Annotated in this window: 25 protein-coding genes; 7 read left to right on the forward strand and 18 right to left on the reverse strand. The window is 43.0% G+C overall.

The window, feature by feature from the left end:
• Positions 1-135: 135 nt before the first annotated feature.
• Complete coding sequence (locus LNM86_RS00610) at positions 136-444, forward strand: type II toxin-antitoxin system RelE/ParE family toxin (protein WP_241437995.1); 309 nt, start codon at positions 136-138, stop codon at positions 442-444.
• The gene (locus LNM86_RS00615; protein ID WP_241437996.1) at positions 425-745 is read left to right on the forward strand and encodes an addiction module antidote protein; all 321 of its coding nucleotides are present in this window, start codon (positions 425-427) and stop codon (positions 743-745) included. The genes LNM86_RS00610 and LNM86_RS00615 overlap by 20 nt, the downstream gene beginning before the upstream one ends.
• A 38-nt stretch (positions 746-783) precedes the next feature.
• Here the strand turns inward: LNM86_RS00615 and LNM86_RS00620 are convergent, their stop codons facing one another.
• From LNM86_RS00620 to LNM86_RS00655, 8 genes are read right to left on the reverse strand one after another with little or no spacing between them, the layout of a single operon-like run.
• Positions 784-2,094 carry a phage late control D family protein gene (locus LNM86_RS00620; RefSeq protein WP_241437997.1) on the reverse strand — a complete coding sequence of 437 codons (1,311 nt, stop codon included), beginning with the start codon at positions 2,092-2,094 and terminating at the stop codon, positions 784-786.
• Entirely contained in the window at positions 2,091-2,315 is a 225-nt protein-coding gene (locus tag LNM86_RS00625; RefSeq protein ID WP_241437998.1) for a tail protein X, read from the reverse strand. Before LNM86_RS00625 ends, LNM86_RS00620 begins: the two co-directional genes overlap by 4 nt.
• Positions 2,312-2,692, reverse strand: coding sequence for a phage tail protein (locus LNM86_RS00630; protein WP_241437999.1), 381 nt, complete (start codon positions 2,690-2,692; stop codon positions 2,312-2,314). Before LNM86_RS00630 ends, LNM86_RS00625 begins: the two co-directional genes overlap by 4 nt.
• A 5-nt stretch (positions 2,693-2,697) precedes the next feature.
• Entirely contained in the window at positions 2,698-4,833 is a 2,136-nt protein-coding gene (locus LNM86_RS00635) for a phage tail tape measure protein (RefSeq protein ID WP_241438051.1), read from the reverse strand.
• On the reverse strand, positions 4,830-5,018 hold the full coding sequence (locus LNM86_RS12895) for a GpE family phage tail protein (RefSeq protein ID WP_372712459.1): 189 nt from the start codon (positions 5,016-5,018) through the stop codon (positions 4,830-4,832). Before LNM86_RS12895 ends, LNM86_RS00635 begins: the two co-directional genes overlap by 4 nt.
• On the reverse strand, positions 4,943-5,227 hold the full coding sequence (locus LNM86_RS00645; RefSeq protein WP_241438000.1) for a phage tail assembly protein: 285 nt from the start codon (positions 5,225-5,227) through the stop codon (positions 4,943-4,945). Before LNM86_RS00645 ends, LNM86_RS12895 begins: the two co-directional genes overlap by 76 nt.
• A 2-nt stretch (positions 5,228-5,229) precedes the next feature.
• Positions 5,230-5,736 (reverse strand): phage major tail tube protein, encoded by a 507-nt coding sequence (locus LNM86_RS00650; protein WP_241438001.1) that lies wholly within the window; start codon positions 5,734-5,736, stop codon positions 5,230-5,232.
• A complete protein-coding gene (locus tag LNM86_RS00655) occupies positions 5,736-7,127 on the reverse strand; it encodes a phage tail sheath subtilisin-like domain-containing protein (protein WP_241438002.1) in 1,392 nt (463 codons plus the stop codon). Before LNM86_RS00655 ends, LNM86_RS00650 begins: the two co-directional genes overlap by 1 nt.
• A gap of 37 nt (positions 7,128-7,164) precedes the next feature.
• On the opposite strand from LNM86_RS00655, the gene LNM86_RS00660 reads away from it, so the two are divergent.
• Positions 7,165-7,350, forward strand: coding sequence for a Rha family transcriptional regulator (locus LNM86_RS00660; protein WP_241438003.1), 186 nt, complete (start codon positions 7,165-7,167; stop codon positions 7,348-7,350).
• Between the two features lie 328 nt (positions 7,351-7,678).
• A complete protein-coding gene (locus LNM86_RS00665) occupies positions 7,679-8,200 on the forward strand; it encodes a Rha family transcriptional regulator (RefSeq protein WP_241438004.1) in 522 nt (173 codons plus the stop codon).
• Positions 8,201-8,266: 66 nt separating this feature from the next.
• Here the strand turns inward: LNM86_RS00665 and LNM86_RS00670 are convergent, their stop codons facing one another.
• From LNM86_RS00670 to LNM86_RS00715, 10 genes are all read right to left on the reverse strand, one after another.
• Positions 8,267-8,608 carry a HigA family addiction module antitoxin gene (locus tag LNM86_RS00670; protein ID WP_241438005.1) on the reverse strand — a complete coding sequence of 114 codons (342 nt, stop codon included), beginning with the start codon at positions 8,606-8,608 and terminating at the stop codon, positions 8,267-8,269.
• 10 nt (positions 8,609-8,618) lie between these two features.
• The gene (locus LNM86_RS00675) at positions 8,619-8,897 is read right to left on the reverse strand and encodes a type II toxin-antitoxin system RelE/ParE family toxin (RefSeq protein WP_241438006.1); all 279 of its coding nucleotides are present in this window, start codon (positions 8,895-8,897) and stop codon (positions 8,619-8,621) included.
• Between the two features lie 101 nt (positions 8,898-8,998).
• The gene (locus LNM86_RS00680; protein ID WP_241438007.1) at positions 8,999-9,247 is read right to left on the reverse strand and encodes a hypothetical protein; all 249 of its coding nucleotides are present in this window, start codon (positions 9,245-9,247) and stop codon (positions 8,999-9,001) included.
• Between the two features lie 8 nt (positions 9,248-9,255).
• Positions 9,256-10,572, reverse strand: coding sequence for a Bgr_08870 family protein (locus tag LNM86_RS00685; RefSeq protein ID WP_241438008.1), 1,317 nt, complete (start codon positions 10,570-10,572; stop codon positions 9,256-9,258).
• 76 nt (positions 10,573-10,648) lie between these two features.
• Positions 10,649-13,792 carry a DUF4815 domain-containing protein gene (locus LNM86_RS00690; protein WP_241438009.1) on the reverse strand — a complete coding sequence of 1,048 codons (3,144 nt, stop codon included), beginning with the start codon at positions 13,790-13,792 and terminating at the stop codon, positions 10,649-10,651.
• Between the two features lies 1 nt (position 13,793).
• Positions 13,794-14,900, reverse strand: coding sequence for a phage tail protein (locus LNM86_RS00695; protein WP_241438010.1), 1,107 nt, complete (start codon positions 14,898-14,900; stop codon positions 13,794-13,796).
• A complete protein-coding gene (locus LNM86_RS00700) occupies positions 14,900-15,727 on the reverse strand; it encodes a baseplate J/gp47 family protein (RefSeq protein WP_241438011.1) in 828 nt (275 codons plus the stop codon). The genes LNM86_RS00695 and LNM86_RS00700 overlap by 1 nt, the downstream gene beginning before the upstream one ends.
• Positions 15,724-16,065, reverse strand: coding sequence for a GPW/gp25 family protein (locus LNM86_RS00705; protein WP_241438012.1), 342 nt, complete (start codon positions 16,063-16,065; stop codon positions 15,724-15,726). The genes LNM86_RS00700 and LNM86_RS00705 overlap by 4 nt, the downstream gene beginning before the upstream one ends.
• A complete protein-coding gene (locus LNM86_RS00710; protein WP_241439031.1) occupies positions 16,062-16,751 on the reverse strand; it encodes a phage baseplate assembly protein V in 690 nt (229 codons plus the stop codon). Before LNM86_RS00710 ends, LNM86_RS00705 begins: the two co-directional genes overlap by 4 nt.
• The gene (locus LNM86_RS00715; RefSeq protein WP_241438013.1) at positions 16,732-17,280 is read right to left on the reverse strand and encodes a hypothetical protein; all 549 of its coding nucleotides are present in this window, start codon (positions 17,278-17,280) and stop codon (positions 16,732-16,734) included. The genes LNM86_RS00710 and LNM86_RS00715 overlap by 20 nt, the downstream gene beginning before the upstream one ends.
• Before the next feature lie 59 nt (positions 17,281-17,339).
• Between LNM86_RS00715 and LNM86_RS00720 the strand changes: the two genes are divergently transcribed.
• The 3 genes from LNM86_RS00720 to LNM86_RS00730 are packed head-to-tail and all read left to right on the forward strand — an operon-like array spanning position 17,340 to position 18,100.
• Complete coding sequence (locus LNM86_RS00720; protein WP_241438014.1) at positions 17,340-17,612, forward strand: toxin HicA; 273 nt, start codon at positions 17,340-17,342, stop codon at positions 17,610-17,612.
• The gene (locus LNM86_RS00725) at positions 17,602-17,919 is read left to right on the forward strand and encodes a type II toxin-antitoxin system HicB family antitoxin (protein ID WP_241438015.1); all 318 of its coding nucleotides are present in this window, start codon (positions 17,602-17,604) and stop codon (positions 17,917-17,919) included. Before LNM86_RS00720 ends, LNM86_RS00725 begins: the two co-directional genes overlap by 11 nt.
• 58 nt (positions 17,920-17,977) lie before the next feature.
• Positions 17,978-18,100: a CopG family antitoxin gene (locus tag LNM86_RS00730; protein ID WP_241438016.1), complete on the forward strand. Its 123-nt coding sequence runs from the start codon at positions 17,978-17,980 to the stop codon at positions 18,098-18,100.
• Positions 18,101-18,124: the final 24 nt, after the last annotated feature.

Genomic DNA, 18,124 nt, shown 5'->3' on the forward strand with positions numbered 1-18,124 from the left:
GCACAAGGCAGAGCTGGATTTAAAAGTGAATCTCTTTCCCCTTCGAAAAGACGGCTTATTAAAAGTTATGTAGTTTTTTCACTGGAACATAAGAATATATTTGACATTGTCTGTTGTGTATCTTATAAGTTACAAATGTTTACAGTGCATAAAACAAAATACTTTATGAAATGGTTAGATTCTTTAAAAGACGAGATTGCGCAGGCACATGTTGTTACACGGATTGCAAGAATAGAAACAGGGTTTCTTGGTAATGCAAAATTTTTCCGTGGGATTGGAGAATTAAAAATAAATCACGGACCAGGCTATCGTGTTTATTTTTTCAAACAAGGAAAAGAGATCATTTTATTACTTAATGGTGGCGATAAATCTACTCAGCAAAAAGATATTGAAAAAGCTCTTCAATTAGTAAAGGAAATAAAAAATGGAAATCACCAAATTTGATACAAGCGAATATTTCAAAACGCCTGAAACGCAGAAAATTCTTTTACAAGATGCTCTTGAAAGCAAAGATAGTAAATATCTTGCACATGCTCTTGGCATAATAGCAAAAAACCAAGGGATGAGTAAAATTGCTCAAAATACAGGGCTATCAAGAGAGTCCCTTTATCGTTCTCTAAGTGATAAAGGTGACCCACGGCTTTCTACTTTTCTCAGTGTTTTGAGTGCTTTAGATTTGCAAATCAGTTTAACTCCTGTTCAAAATAATTCTGAGAAACAAACAGTGTTAGAAGAAGCATCTTAATCTTTTCTTCACTTTTTTAATATTTTTGCTAATTTGACTTATATATCTCCCTCATCCATATGGATGACGCCTTCACCTTCCTCATATGCATTTTGTGGAGCGTTTGGATCAAGAGTATCATCCTTGTCTGGCGTTGTGTTTGCAACATTTCCAGCTGCATCTTCTTGTCCTTCATCAAAAAGTTCGCACTCTATTTTTGTGGTGTAACCACCCATTTTATCAAGCTTGTGCTTGACGCTTTTGATGCGCCATTCTGCTGGTATATAAGGACGGAAAGGGGGCTCTTGAACAAGCTTTGCCTCTGCTTGCACAAAGGGATCACCACCAATATCACAGGAGAAAGAAGATTTGCCCCGTGATGATTTGTTACGATAAGCGGCAATGGCTGCAACAGCCTCTGATTGATTATGATAGGTATATTTGAGTTCATGAAACGGTGGATGACCGGATTTGACTTCTTTCTTTTCACCACTGCGTAGATCATAATAGGTTGCGATAACGCCGCCTTTTTTCTCTTGTTCTTGCTTCTCCGCTTCTTTTTCTGTTTTTTCTCCTTTCTCTGGTTCAGATGGTTCTGGTAGATCATTTTCATCCATATGGATGGCGTTTTCATCCTCCTCTATCTCTTCTGGTGCACGAGCATCCGCTGCGGCTTTTTGGTCCTCACCACCATCCATTTCTAGACCATTGGCTGCACCTGCTTCATCCCGTGCGCTGTATTTAAAATCCCAAGAGGTGCAATGTTTCTCATGAAGAACCACTACGGGGAGTGTCTCGCCGGTGATGGCTTTACCTTCCCCCCGTTTGGCAAGGACTAGCTTACCATCAACAGGCTTTGCTACCGCGTCATATTCCTCTGCAAGGCGGGCGGCAAAAGCCATATCACTTTCAGATGTTTGATCAATATGACGCACAACAATTTTCGCAAGAGAAGGGTCAACCTTTGCGGTATAACCATTACGCTGTGCGATCTCTTGAACAATATGGCCAAGTGTTTGCTGGTGATAAGATTGGCTTTTTGGTGTTCTATAAGACGTGTTCATCGCCGCAGCACGTCCTGTAACAGTTAAGCTTTGTGGTGGACTGCTTACAGAGATTTCATCTATCAGATAGGCTCCCATATCGCGTATTTTGTCGCCCTCATAGCCAAGTGTTACGGAAAGAACTGTTCCGATGAGGGGTATATCAAGAAAGCCATTATCACTGTTGCGTGCACGGTCATCAAGCTCTATGGTGATACGGTCGCTTTTGTCTTCTGCCTCATCGGTTATTTCAATTGATAAAACATAATCTATGAGAGTTTTGGTGATGTCTTGTCCATTTGCCATAACCATGCAAAAAGGTTTCATGATTTGCTGCCCCAAATTCTAATCACCGGTGTGGCTTTGGGATAGGGGAGGGAGGGCAAAATGATTGTGATGCCTGCTGTCAAAATGGGTCCATAGTCTGCAAGCCCTAAATTTGCTGCATAGACACGTTCGACAGCAAGCGATTGTTGACCTTTAGCATAATATTTCCAACAAATGGCATCAACCATATCGCCTTCTTTGGTCCTATAAAGATCACTCATAGGTCTCCACCATACTCTCTCAGTTTTACTGTAAATTCTTGTTTTTTGGGGGCACCGTTATAATGAAAAACGCTTTGCTTTTCTTCTACAGAAAGGATGACAAACTTCCCTAAAATTTTGCCTTGCCCTGTTACAAGAATGTGAGGTCCCTGATGGGCAATTTGCCGCAAATATTCGAGTTGTCCATGCCCACCTTTGAAGTCTGGATAGATCACACCCGTTAAGGAAAATTCCGCATTTGCAACAGCAGGCAATTGAAGAGCGGCTTTTCGTCCCAATCGTCCTTGCTCGACCCATGGTATACCATAAGACAGATCAAGAGTTTGATAGGCTGCTGTTTCAATCGAAAAAATAAAACTACCCAAAGCAAGCATCATGGTCTTTAATCCGAAAGGCTAGAGGCTATCGCCAAACGTTGCTGTTTGGCATAGCGTTCAAGAGCTTGATTGACAGCGTCTCTGATTTCGTCTTTGAGACCATTTGGCACTGAAATATTTAAATTTGTAATGGTTACACGGGCATCTACTTCAACATCTTTATGAACCGTAATTGGTTTGGGAGCTTTGAAGGCATCTGCTTTTGCATTGGGAGTTTCTATATGCCTTGTTTCAAGTGACCCTAGATTAAAACCACTGTTGCTTTTTCCAAAGGGGGACTTGGTGACAACAGCGGTATCCATTATTCTTTTTGCACGTGCATTGGTTTCATCGGTAAAGGTTTTAATCGTTTCTGTTGAAGTTTTATTGATTGAAACATTGAAACCAAGTTTTTCTTTCATCCAGTTAGGCATCCAACTGGTTAATTTGCTTATCATGCCGCTAAACCAATTGCATAGAGCGGTCCATTGGCTTTTGATGCCGTCCCACAAGCTGCCAATGAGATTAGCCCCTGCATCCATTAAATTGACGCCAAACAACCAATCAATCAATGCGTTGATTTTTTTTGCTATCCAGTAGAGTGGTGAAAACTTTTTAAAGAGAGTAAAGAGTTTACTGAAAGTGTTACTGAACAAACTGGCAAAAGAATCCCATAACTTGCTTATGAAATTTACGACTGTATTCCAGTTTTTGTAGAGCAGATATCCAGCTGTGACAAGCGCCGCAATGCCTCCGATTATCCAACCGATAGGAGTGGTCATGATTGCGACACCAAGTGATATAAAAGCAGAACCAACGGCAGTTATTGCTGGAATAAGTGAAGTGACAAGAGTTACAGCAAGACCGGCAACTGCATAAGCTGCTGGTGCCATTGCCGCAAGGAATGCTCCGGTAAGAACTGCTCCAACTGCGGCTAAAGATGCTGCGACCCAACCATTGAGTTTGTCCCAATATTTATAGAGTGCAACAAGTGCCGCAATACCCCCAATGAGCCAACCAATAGGTGTTGTCATGATTGTATAGCCAAGCGTGACAAAAGATGCGCCCACGGCAGCTAATGCAGCAATGAGTGGACCAAAAATAAAGGAACCAAGCGCTATAAGACCTACTTTTAACAGGGTTATTTCACCAACAAGCGGTTTCATCCAGAAAAACCAGCCTTTAATCCTCTCGGTAAGATCGCTGATGCCTTTTCTCAAATCAGAGGTAGGATCAAGCAAATCATGAAAGACTTTTTTTAAGGTTTTAGCCCATCCAGAAACGGTTGTTTTTATGAGATCACGGTTTTCGTCAATCAGTTTTTCAAAAGCGTCAATCATATCGTTGAGAATGGGCATAAAGCGTGCGCCAATAAAGCTCGCGATACCGCCTATTTTTTTCTTAAAAGCACCAAGCTTATCACTTAAATCTGCGGCATAGCGTGCAACATCGGCACCAATTAACCATTTTCCTTTCCGTGCTTTTGCAAACAGCTCTTTGATGGGAGCCATCCCTTGCGCAAGCATGGCTGCCATTTCTTTGCCATCGCCACCAAACAGCAGAGCAGCAATATGCTGTCTTTGCGCTTGGTTGTTCATCTTACTCATCTTATCGGTAATTTCTTCTAACAAGGTAGAGTTTGATTTGAGTTTTCCAGAGGCATCTTTGACAGAAATGCCAAGCGCCTCAAACCCCATAATGCCTCTTTTTTGTCCGGCATATGCTTGTGCCGAACGCCTATTTAAAGTTGCTAAGGATTGTTGAAAAAGTTCAGAAGAGTATCCTGAATTGTCTGCCGCATCACCCCATAACTGAAGCGCTGTGACACTCATTCCCAAATGCCGTGATGCGTGATGAAGACTATCCTCAAGATGCATGGTTTTCATGGTGACGGCGGTGACACTTGCGATAAGACCTCCACCGGCAAGCCCTAAAGCACCGGTAAAGAGCGAAGCACGGCTTGCCGCTGTACCAAGAGCACTTTGAACGCCTTGCAAACGTGATGTCATATTTTTTACCGCAGCAGAAAAGCGAGGGATACTCAATCTATGGGAGAGTGTCTTTGACAATGTATCAAATCTTTTTTGAAGATGTTTAAGAGGTGCGGTAAGTTTGTCTTCAAGAGACAATTTTACCTTTGCATCAGCAACTTTTTCACTCATTTTGATTTATACCTTTCCGCTGCTTGTTTTCGCCAGAAGATTAATTCTTGCGGTTCCATTTCCATCATGTCTGCAAGGGACCAATGAAAAACGATGGCAATATCCGCTATCAGTTGAGCGGCGGTTTCCCAGTCGAGGTATCCCGCCGCTTGATAAAAGACTCTAAAATTTCTCCAATGCTCGATAAGTCACTAATATCGAGTTCTCCAACAGCTTCATGGGGCCATCCAGAAAGGCGGGCAACCATAGCAATTGTTTGTTCAACACCTTCCTTTTTGTCGATTGCTTGCACATCTTTTGTTTTGGGGCGCTGTAAGGTAATTGTAGTATGCTCTTTTCCTTCAAAGGTCACAGGGATAAGCAATTGATGCGTCATGCTTGATTGTACGGTCATTTTTATATTCCTAAAAAGTTTTTATGTTCTGCTAATTGATTAACACCATTGAATTTTCTGATTAAGTTGAGGACATCTATCTCAACAATTTCAACATCCTTCTGAACATATTTGAAATACTGTAATGTAAATGTAGCAGTAGATGTTGCTTTGCTTCCCGGTTGCCATTCTGCCATTTCAAAGCCTTTGCAAAGCCCCCTCATGGTAATGACAACACCTTCTGCTGGTGTGCCTTGTGCTTGCATTGAACTTCGCAATGAAATGTTTACATCAGAGCGCCCTAACAGTGCCATCAGTTCTGGAGAGCAATCAGAAATGGTCATAGTGAGGATGAGTGTTTCAAGCCCAAGATCAATCTCAAGAGAGCTATCCATGCCACCACCGCGATAGCCTTCAACAACCAAACTTAAATTTGGCAGCGTCACGCTTTCGCATTTTGCCTGATAGGGAATACCATCAACAAAAATGTTAAAATATTTTAGAACTCTCGGTAAAACGGGTACAGTCATTAAAAGATCTCCTCTAGGTAGTCATTGATGATGCGTGAACGGAATGTGATATGTTCTGCTGGTGTTGTTGGTGTAAATTCAACATTGAAATAGACTCTGCCGCTCTCAATAGCGCTTGCTGTATTCAACTCTGGATCAGGCGTGCACTGCCCACCGAGAATGGCACCTTGCGCTTTTAAATCACGCAAATAGGCATTGACGCTTTCACTCACATCACTCATGTAGGTTTTTTTGATATTGCGGTCGACCGCCCACATATGCCCACGCAAGATGGCGTCATTAATCATATCCGCGGTTCTCACAACGGATAAGAAAGCGAATTTTGTATCGCTTGAAAGGGTACGATTGCCCCAAAGACGATAACCATTCTCACGAATAATTGTTGTGATGTTTTGTTCATTGAGAAGGTTGGCACGGCTTGATCTGTCACCAATGGAAAAATCAATCGGGCGGGTAATTCCTACAATGCCATTGATCACTTTGTTTGAAGGGGAATGCCAAAAACCATGTGTGAAATCTGTTTTGGCAATGACACCAGCAACTGCTGCACTTGCCGGCTGTTCTAGGATTTCTCCATTACGATTTACCTTTACAAAAGGATCAACAATAAGCGCGCGTTTTGAATCAAAATCCTTTGCTGCATCAAGAGCTGCTTCATCGGTTGTGTTTGGTGCGTCAATGATCACAATAGCGCGTAGCCGCTCGGCAATACCAATCAACTCTGCTGCTACAGGATTAGAGGTTACACTGATTTCGGCTTTTGCTGTTGCACCAATGCCATCACCTTCAATCGTTACATTGGGGGCGGTTTGATAATCAAAACCATTGTCCTTGAGAATAATCGAGGTTACTTGTCCATTATCTAGGATTGCTTCTGCTTTTGCACCACCGGCAATTTTAACAGTTGCTTGAGTATAACCACTCCCTTTGTTGGTAACCTCAATCTTGCTAAGGCTAATAGGGCGTTTATGGGTAAAGCCTGGAGCAATCAGAATGCGTGGTGTTTGTCCAAGAAGGGATTGCGCTCCAATCAAAGCATGCACACCTTCATAAGCACCATTTGTATTCACACCGCCTAAAACATTGGTCAATGTTGCACTTTCATTGTCGCCTTCTTGCACACGCACGACAACAACAATAGCACCCACTTGCTTGAAAATGAGATCAAGAGCATTGGGTAGGGTACCTTGACGTTTTCCTGTTTTATCCAGTTTTGCTGCTTGTGAAAGTGAACCGGTAACCAACACCGGCGTATTGAGGGGAAAAGCCTGTTCATCGGCATCGGGTGCTGTGCCGACAATGCCGATAACTGCCGATTGAACTGCACGAAGGGGACGCGTTCCATCGTCCACCTCGACAACTTCAACACCGTGTAAAAAACCTGTTGTCATTATGATGCTCCTTTGCATGGTTGGTGAATAAAAATGAATGGAAAAAATGAGAGATAAAAAACCGTTTTTGAGAACGAATATTGCTGTTACAACCTCTTTGAAAATTGCAGAGGGGGTGAGGCATACTCATAAAACAGTTATGCAGCTGGTTCGTCAAAATATTAAAGACTTTGAAGAATTTGGTTCACTCGCATTTGAAATGCGAGTGAGTAGAAAAGGGTAGCATTTCAAATGCGACCCTTTGGAATAGCAGTATGTGAAATAATTTTTTAAAAGCATATTGACACTAATAAACCCTCATGTTATTCGAATCACAAGTGCTAGAAACACTAAACCATTAGCGGATAGGTCACGTAAGATCTCTCCCATGCATTTAAATACTGATTGTCTTTTATGCTATTATTGGCATATAACGATTTTGTCGGGTGTAGCTATGCTATACAATACCTTCTCACGAGGGGAAGGCATAGCGACGGACTAATGGCCGTGTTTCTAACGCCCGGCACCCTTAGGGGTGTCAATAGAGACATTAAAACCATTAGGAGTTAATCATGAACAATTTAGTAACCATCGACAGTGCTGGTGTTGCCGTCACAACCTCTTTGAAAATTGCAGAGGGTGTGGGGAATAGCCATGCGACTGTCATCAAACTTGTACGCAATAATCGTAAGGATTTTGAAGAATTTGGTTCACTTGGATTTGAAATCCAAGTGAGTAAAAGAGACGGTAAAGGCGGTCAAAAAAGAGAAGTTGCAATCCTCAACGAACCACAAGCAACTTTACTCATGACCTATATGCGTAACAATGATATGGTGCGTGCATTTAAAAAAGCACTTGTTAAAGCTTTTTATGATTTAAAAAACCAGTTAATTGATAATGACCGTGATACACGATTTGCTTTTCCAAGCAACTGGGATGAAATGGGACCTACTGAAAAGGCTGTTTACATTTACGGACCTCTCCACATGCATCTTGTTAAAGCCTTCACATTAGCAGAAGAGAGTAAACATTATAAAACGCTTATTGAAGAAGCCAAACGTGTTTTAGCAAATCCTGTTGCAAAAGTAGTTTAGATTAAAACATAATATCATCTCCTCGTCTTTAAAGGCGGGGAGATGATAAAAGCTCTAGCTATTTTATTAACAACTATGGTCCATTTGTACATTGACTTTTTTACTAGCTTCTAGTGTTGGAATAGAAGAAACATCAATATCACGCTCGGCATGCCAAGCGTCATAATTGGCTTGCATACGTAACCATATGGAAGCTCCATCACCAAACATTTTGCCAAGACAAGCAGAAATAGAAGGAGAGACAGGCTTTTTTGTATTCAGGATATCATAGAGATGTTGGCGTGATATACCGAGCATCTGTGCAATTTCTGACTTTGTTTTGCCAGTCTCTGGAATAATTTCCGCTAAAATTTCTCCTGGATGAGTAGGACAACGGTTTTTGTCTCTTTGCGCAGGAATGTCATTCATAACTGTATCCTTAGTGGTATTGTTCAAGATCAACACGGTAAGCATTACACGAGTCAAATTCAAAAGTGATACACCATGGTCCATTAACGTGAACAGTGTAACGGGTAGGTGAATATCCGATTAAAGAATGAAAGTTAAACCCTGGAAGATTCATATCTTCTGGTCTTTCACAAATATCTAAACGATCAAGACGAATAATGATACGTTTTATAAGTCTTTTATCAATCTTAGATGATTTTCCCGTTTTGAATAATTCTGCTAGTGTTTTGCTTTTAAACGTTTTAATCATTACCTTATATAGCGTAAAAAACCACTTGTGTCAACAAATAGCTTACAATATAAATATTAAAATGGAAAAAACATAAATATCCTATTNGAAAGCCTGATAGATTAGACTTGTTCATCTTTCTCTTGCGGTTCTTTCATAGATTCTACCGCTGCGTCTGTCTCAACCCTTTCAGAAGACAAAGAATTATTTTCTTCATCAATAATGGGAGGAGAGAACACCCCATCTTTATAAGTCCAACCAATTTGCGCTTCACTTGAGGCGATTGCCTCTCCATCAAAAGCATGGACATAATCTTCTGGCGCCACAATAATATTTGTTACCACACCCTTTTCAACAACTGCGTATTCCATAAAAACTCCTATATAAAAAATCTAAACAAGATTGCTCCATCTCCACCATCACCGCTGTTGTAGTTCTCTCCATCTTTTCCAGAAAAATAGCCACCGCCACCACCGCCAGCATCAGCTTGGTTTTTACCGCCTCTGCCACCTTTCCCACCTTTATCACTTTCACCACCAGAACCACCGCCGCCATTACTAGATCCGCCACCACCACCAGCACCACCAAAAATAGAGCTTCCACCGTTATAGCTTCCGCCATCTCCACCATCACCGCCAGAAAAAATAAAGTTTTTAATACTTGAGTAACCTCCTCTTCCTCCGCTCCCTACTGTTTTGGTAACTCCGCTACCGTCAGAGCCTCTATTTCCACCATTTGCAACGAGAAGATCTTTAATAATCGTTGCCCCACCATTACCATTTTTACCACCACAACCAATTTGAATATTTCTTGATTTTCTAAGTTGAGATCCTTTAATTTGAATGCGTACACATTCTCCCCCACCGCCTCCACCGCCACCGTAGTAGGTATACGTGGCACGACCGTTATAAGTATTTTTTAACCAGCCTCCAGTCCCTCCACTACCACCAGCACCCCATGCCCATATTTCGATTTCTGTGTTATCGGTCATACCTTCAGGAAACGGAATAGTGCCGCTTTCTGTCATGAGGATTTCGACAGGTTTTTTGGTTAATGAAGCCACCAATTTATCTATTTCACTTTTCGTATAAACAGCTTCACCATCAACTTTTAGTGGTCCTTTAAGCGTGCTTCCTGTTGCAGTTAAATTTGTTACCACTTCACCATTGTGGATGAGGTTCAGGGATGAGTTGCCTAAAAGCTCTAAGCTATCACCAATGGTGACTTTGCTGGTAAACTTATTGTAATTTTGCCATTCATTGGCTTGTGCTAAGTGCCCATAGCTTGTCAGATCTTCGTTAATCTTGGCTCTAAACGCATCAAGACCGACAATATCTTCAATTTTGTGTTGGTGTGCTCCAAGAAGCGAGACAGCACTGCCAAAGGTAAAATGATTGTTGCTAGCTTTGTAGAGAACATAATTGTTGGCGGCATCCTTAGCGCCCTCGATATCGCCCAAATCAGCAAAGGTGAAGGTTTTGTCTGCTGCCATTTTGCCTTTAAGGGCTGTTTCAAGATCTGCAACATCCCCTATGCTATGTGTGTGTTTTGCAGGGGCTTTTTCGTCTAGCTTTTCCTCAACTTCCATTATGGCTTGATCAAGTTTTGTCAAGTTCTCACGCAAAATAGGGAATTCAGAACTGATAAAACGCCCTTCTTTAGGCAATTCCATTGCAAGCTTTTTGGTTTTTGTCATTTCCATTCTCCAAGTCTCTAAAGCGGTCCAACATCCCATCTTTCCCCCAAATTCCATCTTTCAAAGCGAGGAGGGATCACAAAATACCGGCACCAAAATCACGCAGCATTGAACGTGCCGAAGGTCCACCGGTGAGTGTGAGTTTCAAGCGCGCTTGCTTTGCTGTTTGGTCGTGACTGATAAATTTTCGCTCTGTCCAAAGCGGTTCCGTAAGTTGTTCTGTTTCCTCTAAGGTGAGGGGGGTAAAAGCACCATCATCCAGTTGCATCTCGAGGGTGAATGTGGAGCCGCCTGGTAAAAAGGTCTTGATATAGCTGGTCAATCTTGCCTTCTCACCAAAGGCAAAAGCACGGGTAATATAGGTTGCTGTGTTATGGATCTTGCCGGCAATCAACTGAACAGGAGCAAACAGAACCGGTGAGAGTTTCTCCGTGCCTTTAAGAATGGCACGTAATTGAACTGTCTCACTGATATATTCGGTAAGGCTTAACAATTGAAAGGGTAAGAGTTGATAAATTGTGCCATTGTTTCTTTCAATTTCAAAGATCACCGAACAATCACTAGAAGGCAATTCAACCGCGGCACGGATTTGCAAATCAGAACAATCAACAAGGTCAAAGGTGCCAAGATCAATGGTTTTTGTTGTTTGTCTGTAGCGTGCTGCCAAGACACGAAAAGCTAAAGCTTCATCTTGATGAGCACTCCATGTTTGCGCATTGACAGAGGAAAAACGAGGACCGGTCACATAGGGGTGGCTTGAGACAAATCTTTGCTGTTCTTCATCAAACCCCCCAAGCTTTGCCAAGGAGAGAGAATGATCGGCATCATCGGTCTTAATGACAAAAGCCGTTAAGCGGTCATTGGGCACGAGGAGTGGGACATCATAGCGTGCCTGTGCCCATCCGGTTTTTGCCCCCTTCATGGAATAAAAGCTTTGGGCTTGGATATCGGCGGTGGGATAGCCGTTTTCGGTTGTGACCAAATCAATGACCAGATCATGATTGGGATTGCCGATTTTGCAAAGATGAAAGTCAATACCGGTGATTTGTCGTGTTTCTTCCGGTGTAAAGACTTGCGCTTGCGGGTCCACTTGCGTCCAGATCTTGACTGTTGTGGTGTGTCGCATCACTTTCACATCAATAACACCTTGCCCGGTAAAGAGACCTGTCGCCACTGTTCCCCCTTTGCCTCGTGCTACAACATTTTTGGTGCCGGCAGGAATATTTTCAGGGATTTTGAAAGTGCCTTCCAAAATGCCAGTGCTATTGGCAGCAAGGCGGTTCGCTGGCATGACACTTACACCATCAAAGGTGAGACTGTCTAAAATTTCTCCCTTGCCAAAACCTTCAATTTTAAAGCCAAGGGTAATTTGTCTTAAGAAATCGATTTGTTCTTGATGCGTATTGATGAGATCATCACGCACTTCTGTGTTACGGATAGTGCTACCACGGTTCCATCCCATGTTTAGTTGATTGGTGACACTTGAGAGCCAATCGGTGCGCTGGACATGCCAAAAATCTGTTGCGGGTGTGAGAGTTACTCTACCAGTCAGAGGAGCAAAGTTTTGATAGGGGTTGATTTTTTCGCAAGCGGTTGTCAATTCTTGGGCAATGATCACTTCATTGGTCCAGTCAAGGGTGACAGGAGCCTTTAAAGGGGCGGTGTAAAAGGTTGGATCAATAGCCAGCTGTAAAATGCCATTGCCGACAGCCCCTGTTTGCGTGAACCCTTCATCTCTGTAAGTATCATCAAGGAACGGGTCAGCAAACATGCCTTTTTTGGCAACGGGCTCTTTAGAGTCAACATTGCTTTTAATGCGCTCTAATTGCATCAAGCGATCAAGGGAGAGCACCCGTTGAAAATAACGCCACATCTCATCATAGGGGGCAACACGCGTGCCATCATTGACCACAAGCGGGGTATCCAACCAACTGTTGGTGATGGTGGCAAGGGACAACACATCCTCAGGAACGCTGGGCGCCATGGGATGATCAGCGGAGATTCCTTTGATATAGACAACCGTGCCTTGTGTATTAAGCCCTATACGGTCAATACGGGGCAATTTGTAGGTGTAACTGACAATGATATCCCCTCCTTGCGCACCCCCTGAGACAGTGATTTCCTGTGCCGTGACCTTATCGGCGGTCACTTGTGCACGATAGCGATAGGTTACCGTGTAACTGCTGCCAGGACGCGGTTCATCTCCCACCGGTGCCCAGTCAATGGTATCACCGGTCTTTTTAAAATCCGTTCCTTCTTTGAATTCCTTGTTGCCTTGTGTGACTTTGAGAAAAGAGGTGATGCTTTTATCGGGAACACCATCACGCCCAGCAACGACCGCACCGCGGGTGACAGTGACGGTTTTTTCTTTTGTCAACAAAAGAGAGTGAATATCGGCAATGGGAGCATAATAGCTTTTAAAGGTAAAGCTTGTTTTGCCTTTTTGAGGGGCAAAAATATGGGTTTCACTAGGCACAACGCTTGTCGAAAACTCTTCTTTCTCTTCATGGCGCAAAGCAGCAAGGCGCTTGCGCTTAAAGCCATTGATATTGGCTTCTCCTTCTTGAATGCTAAACACTTGGCAACCATTGTTTGGTCCCAGAGCTGTCACCCTGCATCCACTCACGATATAATGACCATGGGCACGGTCATAAGTCGCAATGGCTTGCATGGCGGGTTCCAGCAGTGAGGGGGACTTTTGATCAATCAAAATGCCATCTTGTAAGATATAAACGGGAAAGAACGTGCCTTGCTGCCCATCCTCTTTGAGTGCCCAAACAAGCTTTGCCGTTTCGCGTGCCGCACCGGGCTCTCCTTGTGCCAAGGTACCGGGAACTTGTCCCAACAGTTCTGGATCATCCTCATGGGTAATCCATGTTTTTTGCAACTTTACACCGATTTCAAGGCGCCCAACCATAGAAACAGCATTCAGAACCGCTTGTGAGACCGGAAAGATATCGCCTGCGATATAGATTTTTCCTTCCGTTAAAGTAACGGTCTTTGTGTCTTTATTGACAAAGGCATCGGCTCGTTCAACACGGTCTCCTTCTTTGGCGACCAAGCGCCCCAAACGGTCATGGCGCCCCCTGATGATGGTTTGCATCTCATTGAGTTCACCACTTTGGATAAAGGGACGTTGCCCATAAAAGACAACGCTTTGTTGTTCGTCTTTGCCGCAAGATCTGTCAATTGCAAAGGGTAAACCACTTTCATGCTTCATGTTAAAACCTCAATAAAATCTTGAATTGCTCGCGAACATCACCGCGCAAAGGAATAGTAACGGGTGTTTTGATGATCTCCACCCCGCCAATCAGTTCATTGCACTCACACCAAAGTTTACCCAAAGGAACGTGTTGTTTGGGGGTTGCATGAACCAAAACAGCAATAGAAGCAGCTTTTCTACCGTCAACATCTTGAAAATCCGTGCGTGCTGCAATAAGAACTGCTGTGCCCCTCGAGGAGGGGTGATAACAATCGCCCAAATGGTGATACACACCCGCTAAATTCTGTTCTACCGGCTGGACAATATTGCATCTGCGATACCCAATGACATCATCCTCACTGTCTTTTAACACGAGATAAAGGGTACGGTTGCAAAACCACTCTGCCATCAAAATATCGCGTTCATGTTTTTTAACAGAACACCAAGGGAAATTTGCCATATCCCATGGATAATCAATCTGCTCCCAACTTAATTCCCCATCCCCGTCATCCATCCAATTGCCAATTAGTGTGCCTTCTTCTTTTGTCAGCCTGTGCTTGATTTCTGTTGTGCGACCAAAGGAAAACAGTGTGTCCCTCGCTGTTAAGCGCACACCGCTCTCATAGTCCAGCAGACTGTCATCAAGGCGTGACATATTGCCTTCCATAGCTTGCACGTCATAACCATTGACACCGCGGCGAAAATCAGAGCGCAAACTTTTGGAAAGTTCTGTAATGGCTTCAATGGCTTCAAGAGCACTTTGTTCAGGCAATTGATCAAAGTAAAGTTGAAAGGAATTCCACCACGCACGCCCTGACCATGCTGGTGTAAATCGTGCTGTAATCTGAAGCCATGCAAGCCCTCTATCAATGGCCGCTAAAGAACCACGCAAACGCTGCCATTGGAGCCCTTGATCAATCAAATCATAGAGGTTTGGAACATAAGGTGTAAGCTCTCCAAGCCCATATTCTTCAATCAACCATGGTAAGAAGCGAGGAGGGCGGGTGATAAGCTTAGAGCGTGAAATCCCCAAAACAGCGCCATCAACATCTTGATGAAAGTCGCAAGCATCGGCAAGGCGCCTTTCAAATTCTGTTGCATTGTTTGGGAGAAGCGCGCCAACCATTAGCGTGCCCGTCCTTTGAAGTTTAAGGTTACCTTACCAATCGCTAAAACCTCTTCATCACCGACGGCTCTGTCTTGTGTTGGTGTAATGGCAATCACTTTCTGGACACCCGCAATCATCAGTTTAGAAACCCACCATGAAAGGCTTAATTCACGACCAATGGCTTGTTCTTTTCGCCATGCTGCTCTTAAATTGGTTTCCATTGTCGTGAGAATTTTCAAGGATGTTTCGGGTAACAGCCAAACATCGGCTTGTAAATCCACCACTTTTTTAACAGCAGCGTGCACAATGATTGTATCATTGGTCATGATGATATTCTTTCTGTGAAGGGCTTGTGAGACTGTTTGTATGAGATCTTCAGATGCTGTGCCTTCTTCATTATTGCCAAAAAGCGCAACATAGATGGTTGGATTTTTGCCTTTACGGTAAATAATGGCATCCTTAACACGGCTATCTGCGGACATGGCTATAAGTTTGTAATAGGGTTCTGTTCCGCTGCCCTTGCCACCACGGGCATGAAGTCTTATGCGTTCGCGATATCTCTCATCACTTTCACCCTCCATGCGGGCAATTCCATGCCAGTTACCCAAAGCGTCAAGAGATTCACCGGTTGCAAAATCAAGAATATTGTTGCGAGCGGCTTCGTTAATACGTTGCCTTAAAAGCAGTTCTCGATAGCTAAAGGCTTCAATGACTTTGACGGCTGGATCACTTTCAAGAACACTATATCCAGGCAACAGTTCTTTTAAACGGTCAAGAGCTGCTGCTCGTATTTCTTCAAAGGAAATTTCTGTAATGATTTCTGGTTTTGCAAGTGCTCCATTCATTTTATCAGCAATCCTTCCATGGTGATGGGCTTGCCTGAGGGCAAATAAAGACCTTCAAAGGACAAGGAAACTTGCCCATTCTCATTCCATTTACAATCAATCTTGTTCAGTTTAAAACGTGGTTCCCACTTGTCTAAAGCCTCGGCAATAGCGGCATAAATACGAACAGCGAAGGCGTCATTGACCGGTACATCAATAATATCCGCAACGTGTGAACCATAATCACGACGCATTACACGCGTACCAATGCGTGTTGATAAAATATCAAGGATTGATTGGCGCAAATGTTCAATGCCGGTCAAGGGCTTTCCTGTGCTACGGTCCATTCCTGTGTTCAATTGGGACCTCCTGTCATGGAGCCACCAGGAACAACACCCCCGTGAACATGGGTTGCTCCTACATTGGTGCCGTTATGGGTCAAACCACTTGAATTCACGGCAACATTGTTAGCAGAATGAAGAGAGAGACTCTCATTGGAATGAAGTGAAACACCACCACCAGCCTGTAAAGAAATATTGCCCTTTGCATTGAAAGTGATATCGCTTTGTGAAACAATTTTTATGCCTTCTGGTGCGGTAAGTTCTAGCTTGCCACCATCACCTTTAAGAGACACGCCATCCGCAATTGTGAGAATGAACTTTCCGCCTGATGTGATCTGAATGCTATAGCTGTTTTGTTCATCATCATATTCAAGGATGGTGCCATCGGGATAAATTGTTCTGTGAATACTGCCTTTATCGGCTGCTTGATTAGCATCGGTATGGATGGAACCAACAATCACCCCTTGCGCTAAATCCCCTGATGATGCCACCACCACCACTTGTTCTCCAACATCCCGTCCTTCATAAGAGCATGTTTTACCGGCGCGGGCTTGGGTATCTGGAATCCAGTCACTGATAAGATTGCCACTTTTTACCCGATAGCGTGCATTTTTATGGTCGATATGGCTAATTGTGCCTACCATAACCATATTTGCGAGACGTCTTTTTAAATCGGTGATGTCTTTATCGCGCCGCTCTAACATGGGGGACCTCGATTTTATGATATTTGTCTTCATTGCCCACACCTGTTTGTGGTGTAAAACCTAGGAAAGGTTCAACAAGTTTTGCGCTTGCACCATCTTCTTGTGTTTCAGGGGAGGGGATATTGGTCACATAAGTGACCTCAAAGGTTAAAATTGCCCCATGGAGTGCTAGAGCACCATTATCGCCAAAGGCAAAAGCGATATTTTGCAGGTGGCATGTTTCTACGGTGTTATTGAGATTGGGATTGGCGTAGAAGATCTCTTCAACTTCCCATGCTAATTGGTCGACAAAACGCGCACCATCTTCTTGTGTCGCATAACATTCAACATCTACGGTTAAGACACGCCGCCTTACTGCATTATCATAGCCATCTTCAATTGTTTCGCTTTGTGTTGAGATATTAATTGCCGGTGTGTTCTCAGCGGAAAAGTTGAAATCACGCATATTAAACACATTGTCACCAGCCGTTGTCTTTGCTGCTTTGATCAATGCAACAAAGCTTTCTCTTATCGTCTCTCTCGGATGCATAAAAGTTCCTGTTTAATTGATGCCATTTTTATTTTAAAAATGGTTGACTAGGATTAATAATGATACTATTATCGGTTATGAACAATAAAGTTGAAAAAATAATCAGCTTGATGAAAGCCTCACCAAAGAACATCAAGTTTTCAGATTTGTTAGCTGTGTGTGTGCATTTTTTTGGAGAACCGCGGAACAATGGTACAAGTCACTTTGTTTTTAAAACGCCGTGGCTTGGGGACCCCCGTGTGAATATTCAAAAAGATACTGGCAACAAAGCAAAAGCTTATCAGGTCAAGCAAGTCTTACAAGCGATAGAAAGGATAAAACATGAACAATAATCATTATACATATCGTGTTTTGTGGTCGCAAGAAGATAAGGAATATGTTGGTTTGTGTGCAGAATTCCCATCCCTTTCATGGTTAGATGTTCAAGCAGAGAAAGCTTTAAAAGGTATTATGGATCTCGTTTCAGAAGTTATTGAGGACATGCAACACAATGGAGAAGAAATTCCTGTGCCTTTGTCACATGGTAAATACAGTGGTAAGTTCCAATTAAGAATACCACCAGAACTCCATAGGAAGCTTGCAATTCAAGCTGCTGAAAATGGTGTGAGTTTAAACAGATATATTTCTTCTAAACTTTGAAAAATTTATACGTACTAAAAGAAAAATAATTTTTATGAAAACCTCTCAATTAAAACAAATGCCTGTTTTTAAAACAGATGAAGAAGCAGAAAACTTTGTTGATACTGCTGATCTCACGGATTATGACTTAACTGATTTTAAGCCCGTTCATTTTGAATCCTTCCCTAAAAAAGCCTCTTAACCACCTCCCCATTTTTGAGAACGG

The organism is Bartonella machadoae (assembly GCF_022559585.1).
Taxonomy (GTDB): Bacteria; Pseudomonadota; Alphaproteobacteria; order Rhizobiales; family Rhizobiaceae; genus Bartonella; species Bartonella machadoae.

Bases quoted from the DNA above. Each gene is read 5' to 3' on its own strand.
- LNM86_RS00610 (WP_241437995.1), top strand. From the start codon at position 136: ATGTTTACAGTGCATAAAACAAAATACTTTATGAAATGGTTAGATTCT.
- LNM86_RS00615 (WP_241437996.1), top strand. From the start codon at position 425: ATGGAAATCACCAAATTTGATACAAGCGAATATTTCAAAACGCCTGAA.
- LNM86_RS00620 (WP_241437997.1), bottom strand. From the start codon at position 2,094: ATGAAACCTTTTTGCATGGTTATGGCAAATGGACAAGACATCACCAAA.
- LNM86_RS00625 (WP_241437998.1), bottom strand. From the start codon at position 2,315: ATGAGTGATCTTTATAGGACCAAAGAAGGCGATATGGTTGATGCCATT.
- LNM86_RS00630 (WP_241437999.1), bottom strand. From the start codon at position 2,692: ATGATGCTTGCTTTGGGTAGTTTTATTTTTTCGATTGAAACAGCAGCC.
- LNM86_RS00635 (WP_241438051.1), bottom strand. From the start codon at position 4,833: ATGAGTGAAAAAGTTGCTGATGCAAAGGTAAAATTGTCTCTTGAAGAC.
- LNM86_RS00645 (WP_241438000.1), bottom strand. From the start codon at position 5,227: ATGACCGTACAATCAAGCATGACGCATCAATTGCTTATCCCTGTGACC.
- LNM86_RS00650 (WP_241438001.1), bottom strand. From the start codon at position 5,736: ATGACTGTACCCGTTTTACCGAGAGTTCTAAAATATTTTAACATTTTT.
- LNM86_RS00655 (WP_241438002.1), bottom strand. From the start codon at position 7,127: ATGACAACAGGTTTTTTACACGGTGTTGAAGTTGTCGAGGTGGACGAT.
- LNM86_RS00660 (WP_241438003.1), top strand. From the start codon at position 7,165: ATGGAAAAAATGAGAGATAAAAAACCGTTTTTGAGAACGAATATTGCT.
- LNM86_RS00665 (WP_241438004.1), top strand. From the start codon at position 7,679: ATGAACAATTTAGTAACCATCGACAGTGCTGGTGTTGCCGTCACAACC.
- LNM86_RS00670 (WP_241438005.1), bottom strand. From the start codon at position 8,608: ATGAATGACATTCCTGCGCAAAGAGACAAAAACCGTTGTCCTACTCAT.
- LNM86_RS00675 (WP_241438006.1), bottom strand. From the start codon at position 8,897: ATGATTAAAACGTTTAAAAGCAAAACACTAGCAGAATTATTCAAAACG.
- LNM86_RS00680 (WP_241438007.1), bottom strand. From the start codon at position 9,247: ATGGAATACGCAGTTGTTGAAAAGGGTGTGGTAACAAATATTATTGTG.
- LNM86_RS00685 (WP_241438008.1), bottom strand. From the start codon at position 10,572: ATGACAAAAACCAAAAAGCTTGCAATGGAATTGCCTAAAGAAGGGCGT.
- LNM86_RS00690 (WP_241438009.1), bottom strand. From the start codon at position 13,792: ATGAAGCATGAAAGTGGTTTACCCTTTGCAATTGACAGATCTTGCGGC.
- LNM86_RS00695 (WP_241438010.1), bottom strand. From the start codon at position 14,900: ATGGTTGGCGCGCTTCTCCCAAACAATGCAACAGAATTTGAAAGGCGC.
- LNM86_RS00700 (WP_241438011.1), bottom strand. From the start codon at position 15,727: ATGAATGGAGCACTTGCAAAACCAGAAATCATTACAGAAATTTCCTTT.
- LNM86_RS00710 (WP_241439031.1), bottom strand. From the start codon at position 16,751: ATGTTAGAGCGGCGCGATAAAGACATCACCGATTTAAAAAGACGTCTC.
- LNM86_RS00715 (WP_241438013.1), bottom strand. From the start codon at position 17,280: ATGCATCCGAGAGAGACGATAAGAGAAAGCTTTGTTGCATTGATCAAA.
- LNM86_RS00720 (WP_241438014.1), top strand. From the start codon at position 17,340: ATGATACTATTATCGGTTATGAACAATAAAGTTGAAAAAATAATCAGC.
- LNM86_RS00725 (WP_241438015.1), top strand. From the start codon at position 17,602: ATGAACAATAATCATTATACATATCGTGTTTTGTGGTCGCAAGAAGAT.
- LNM86_RS00730 (WP_241438016.1), top strand. From the start codon at position 17,978: ATGCCTGTTTTTAAAACAGATGAAGAAGCAGAAAACTTTGTTGATACT.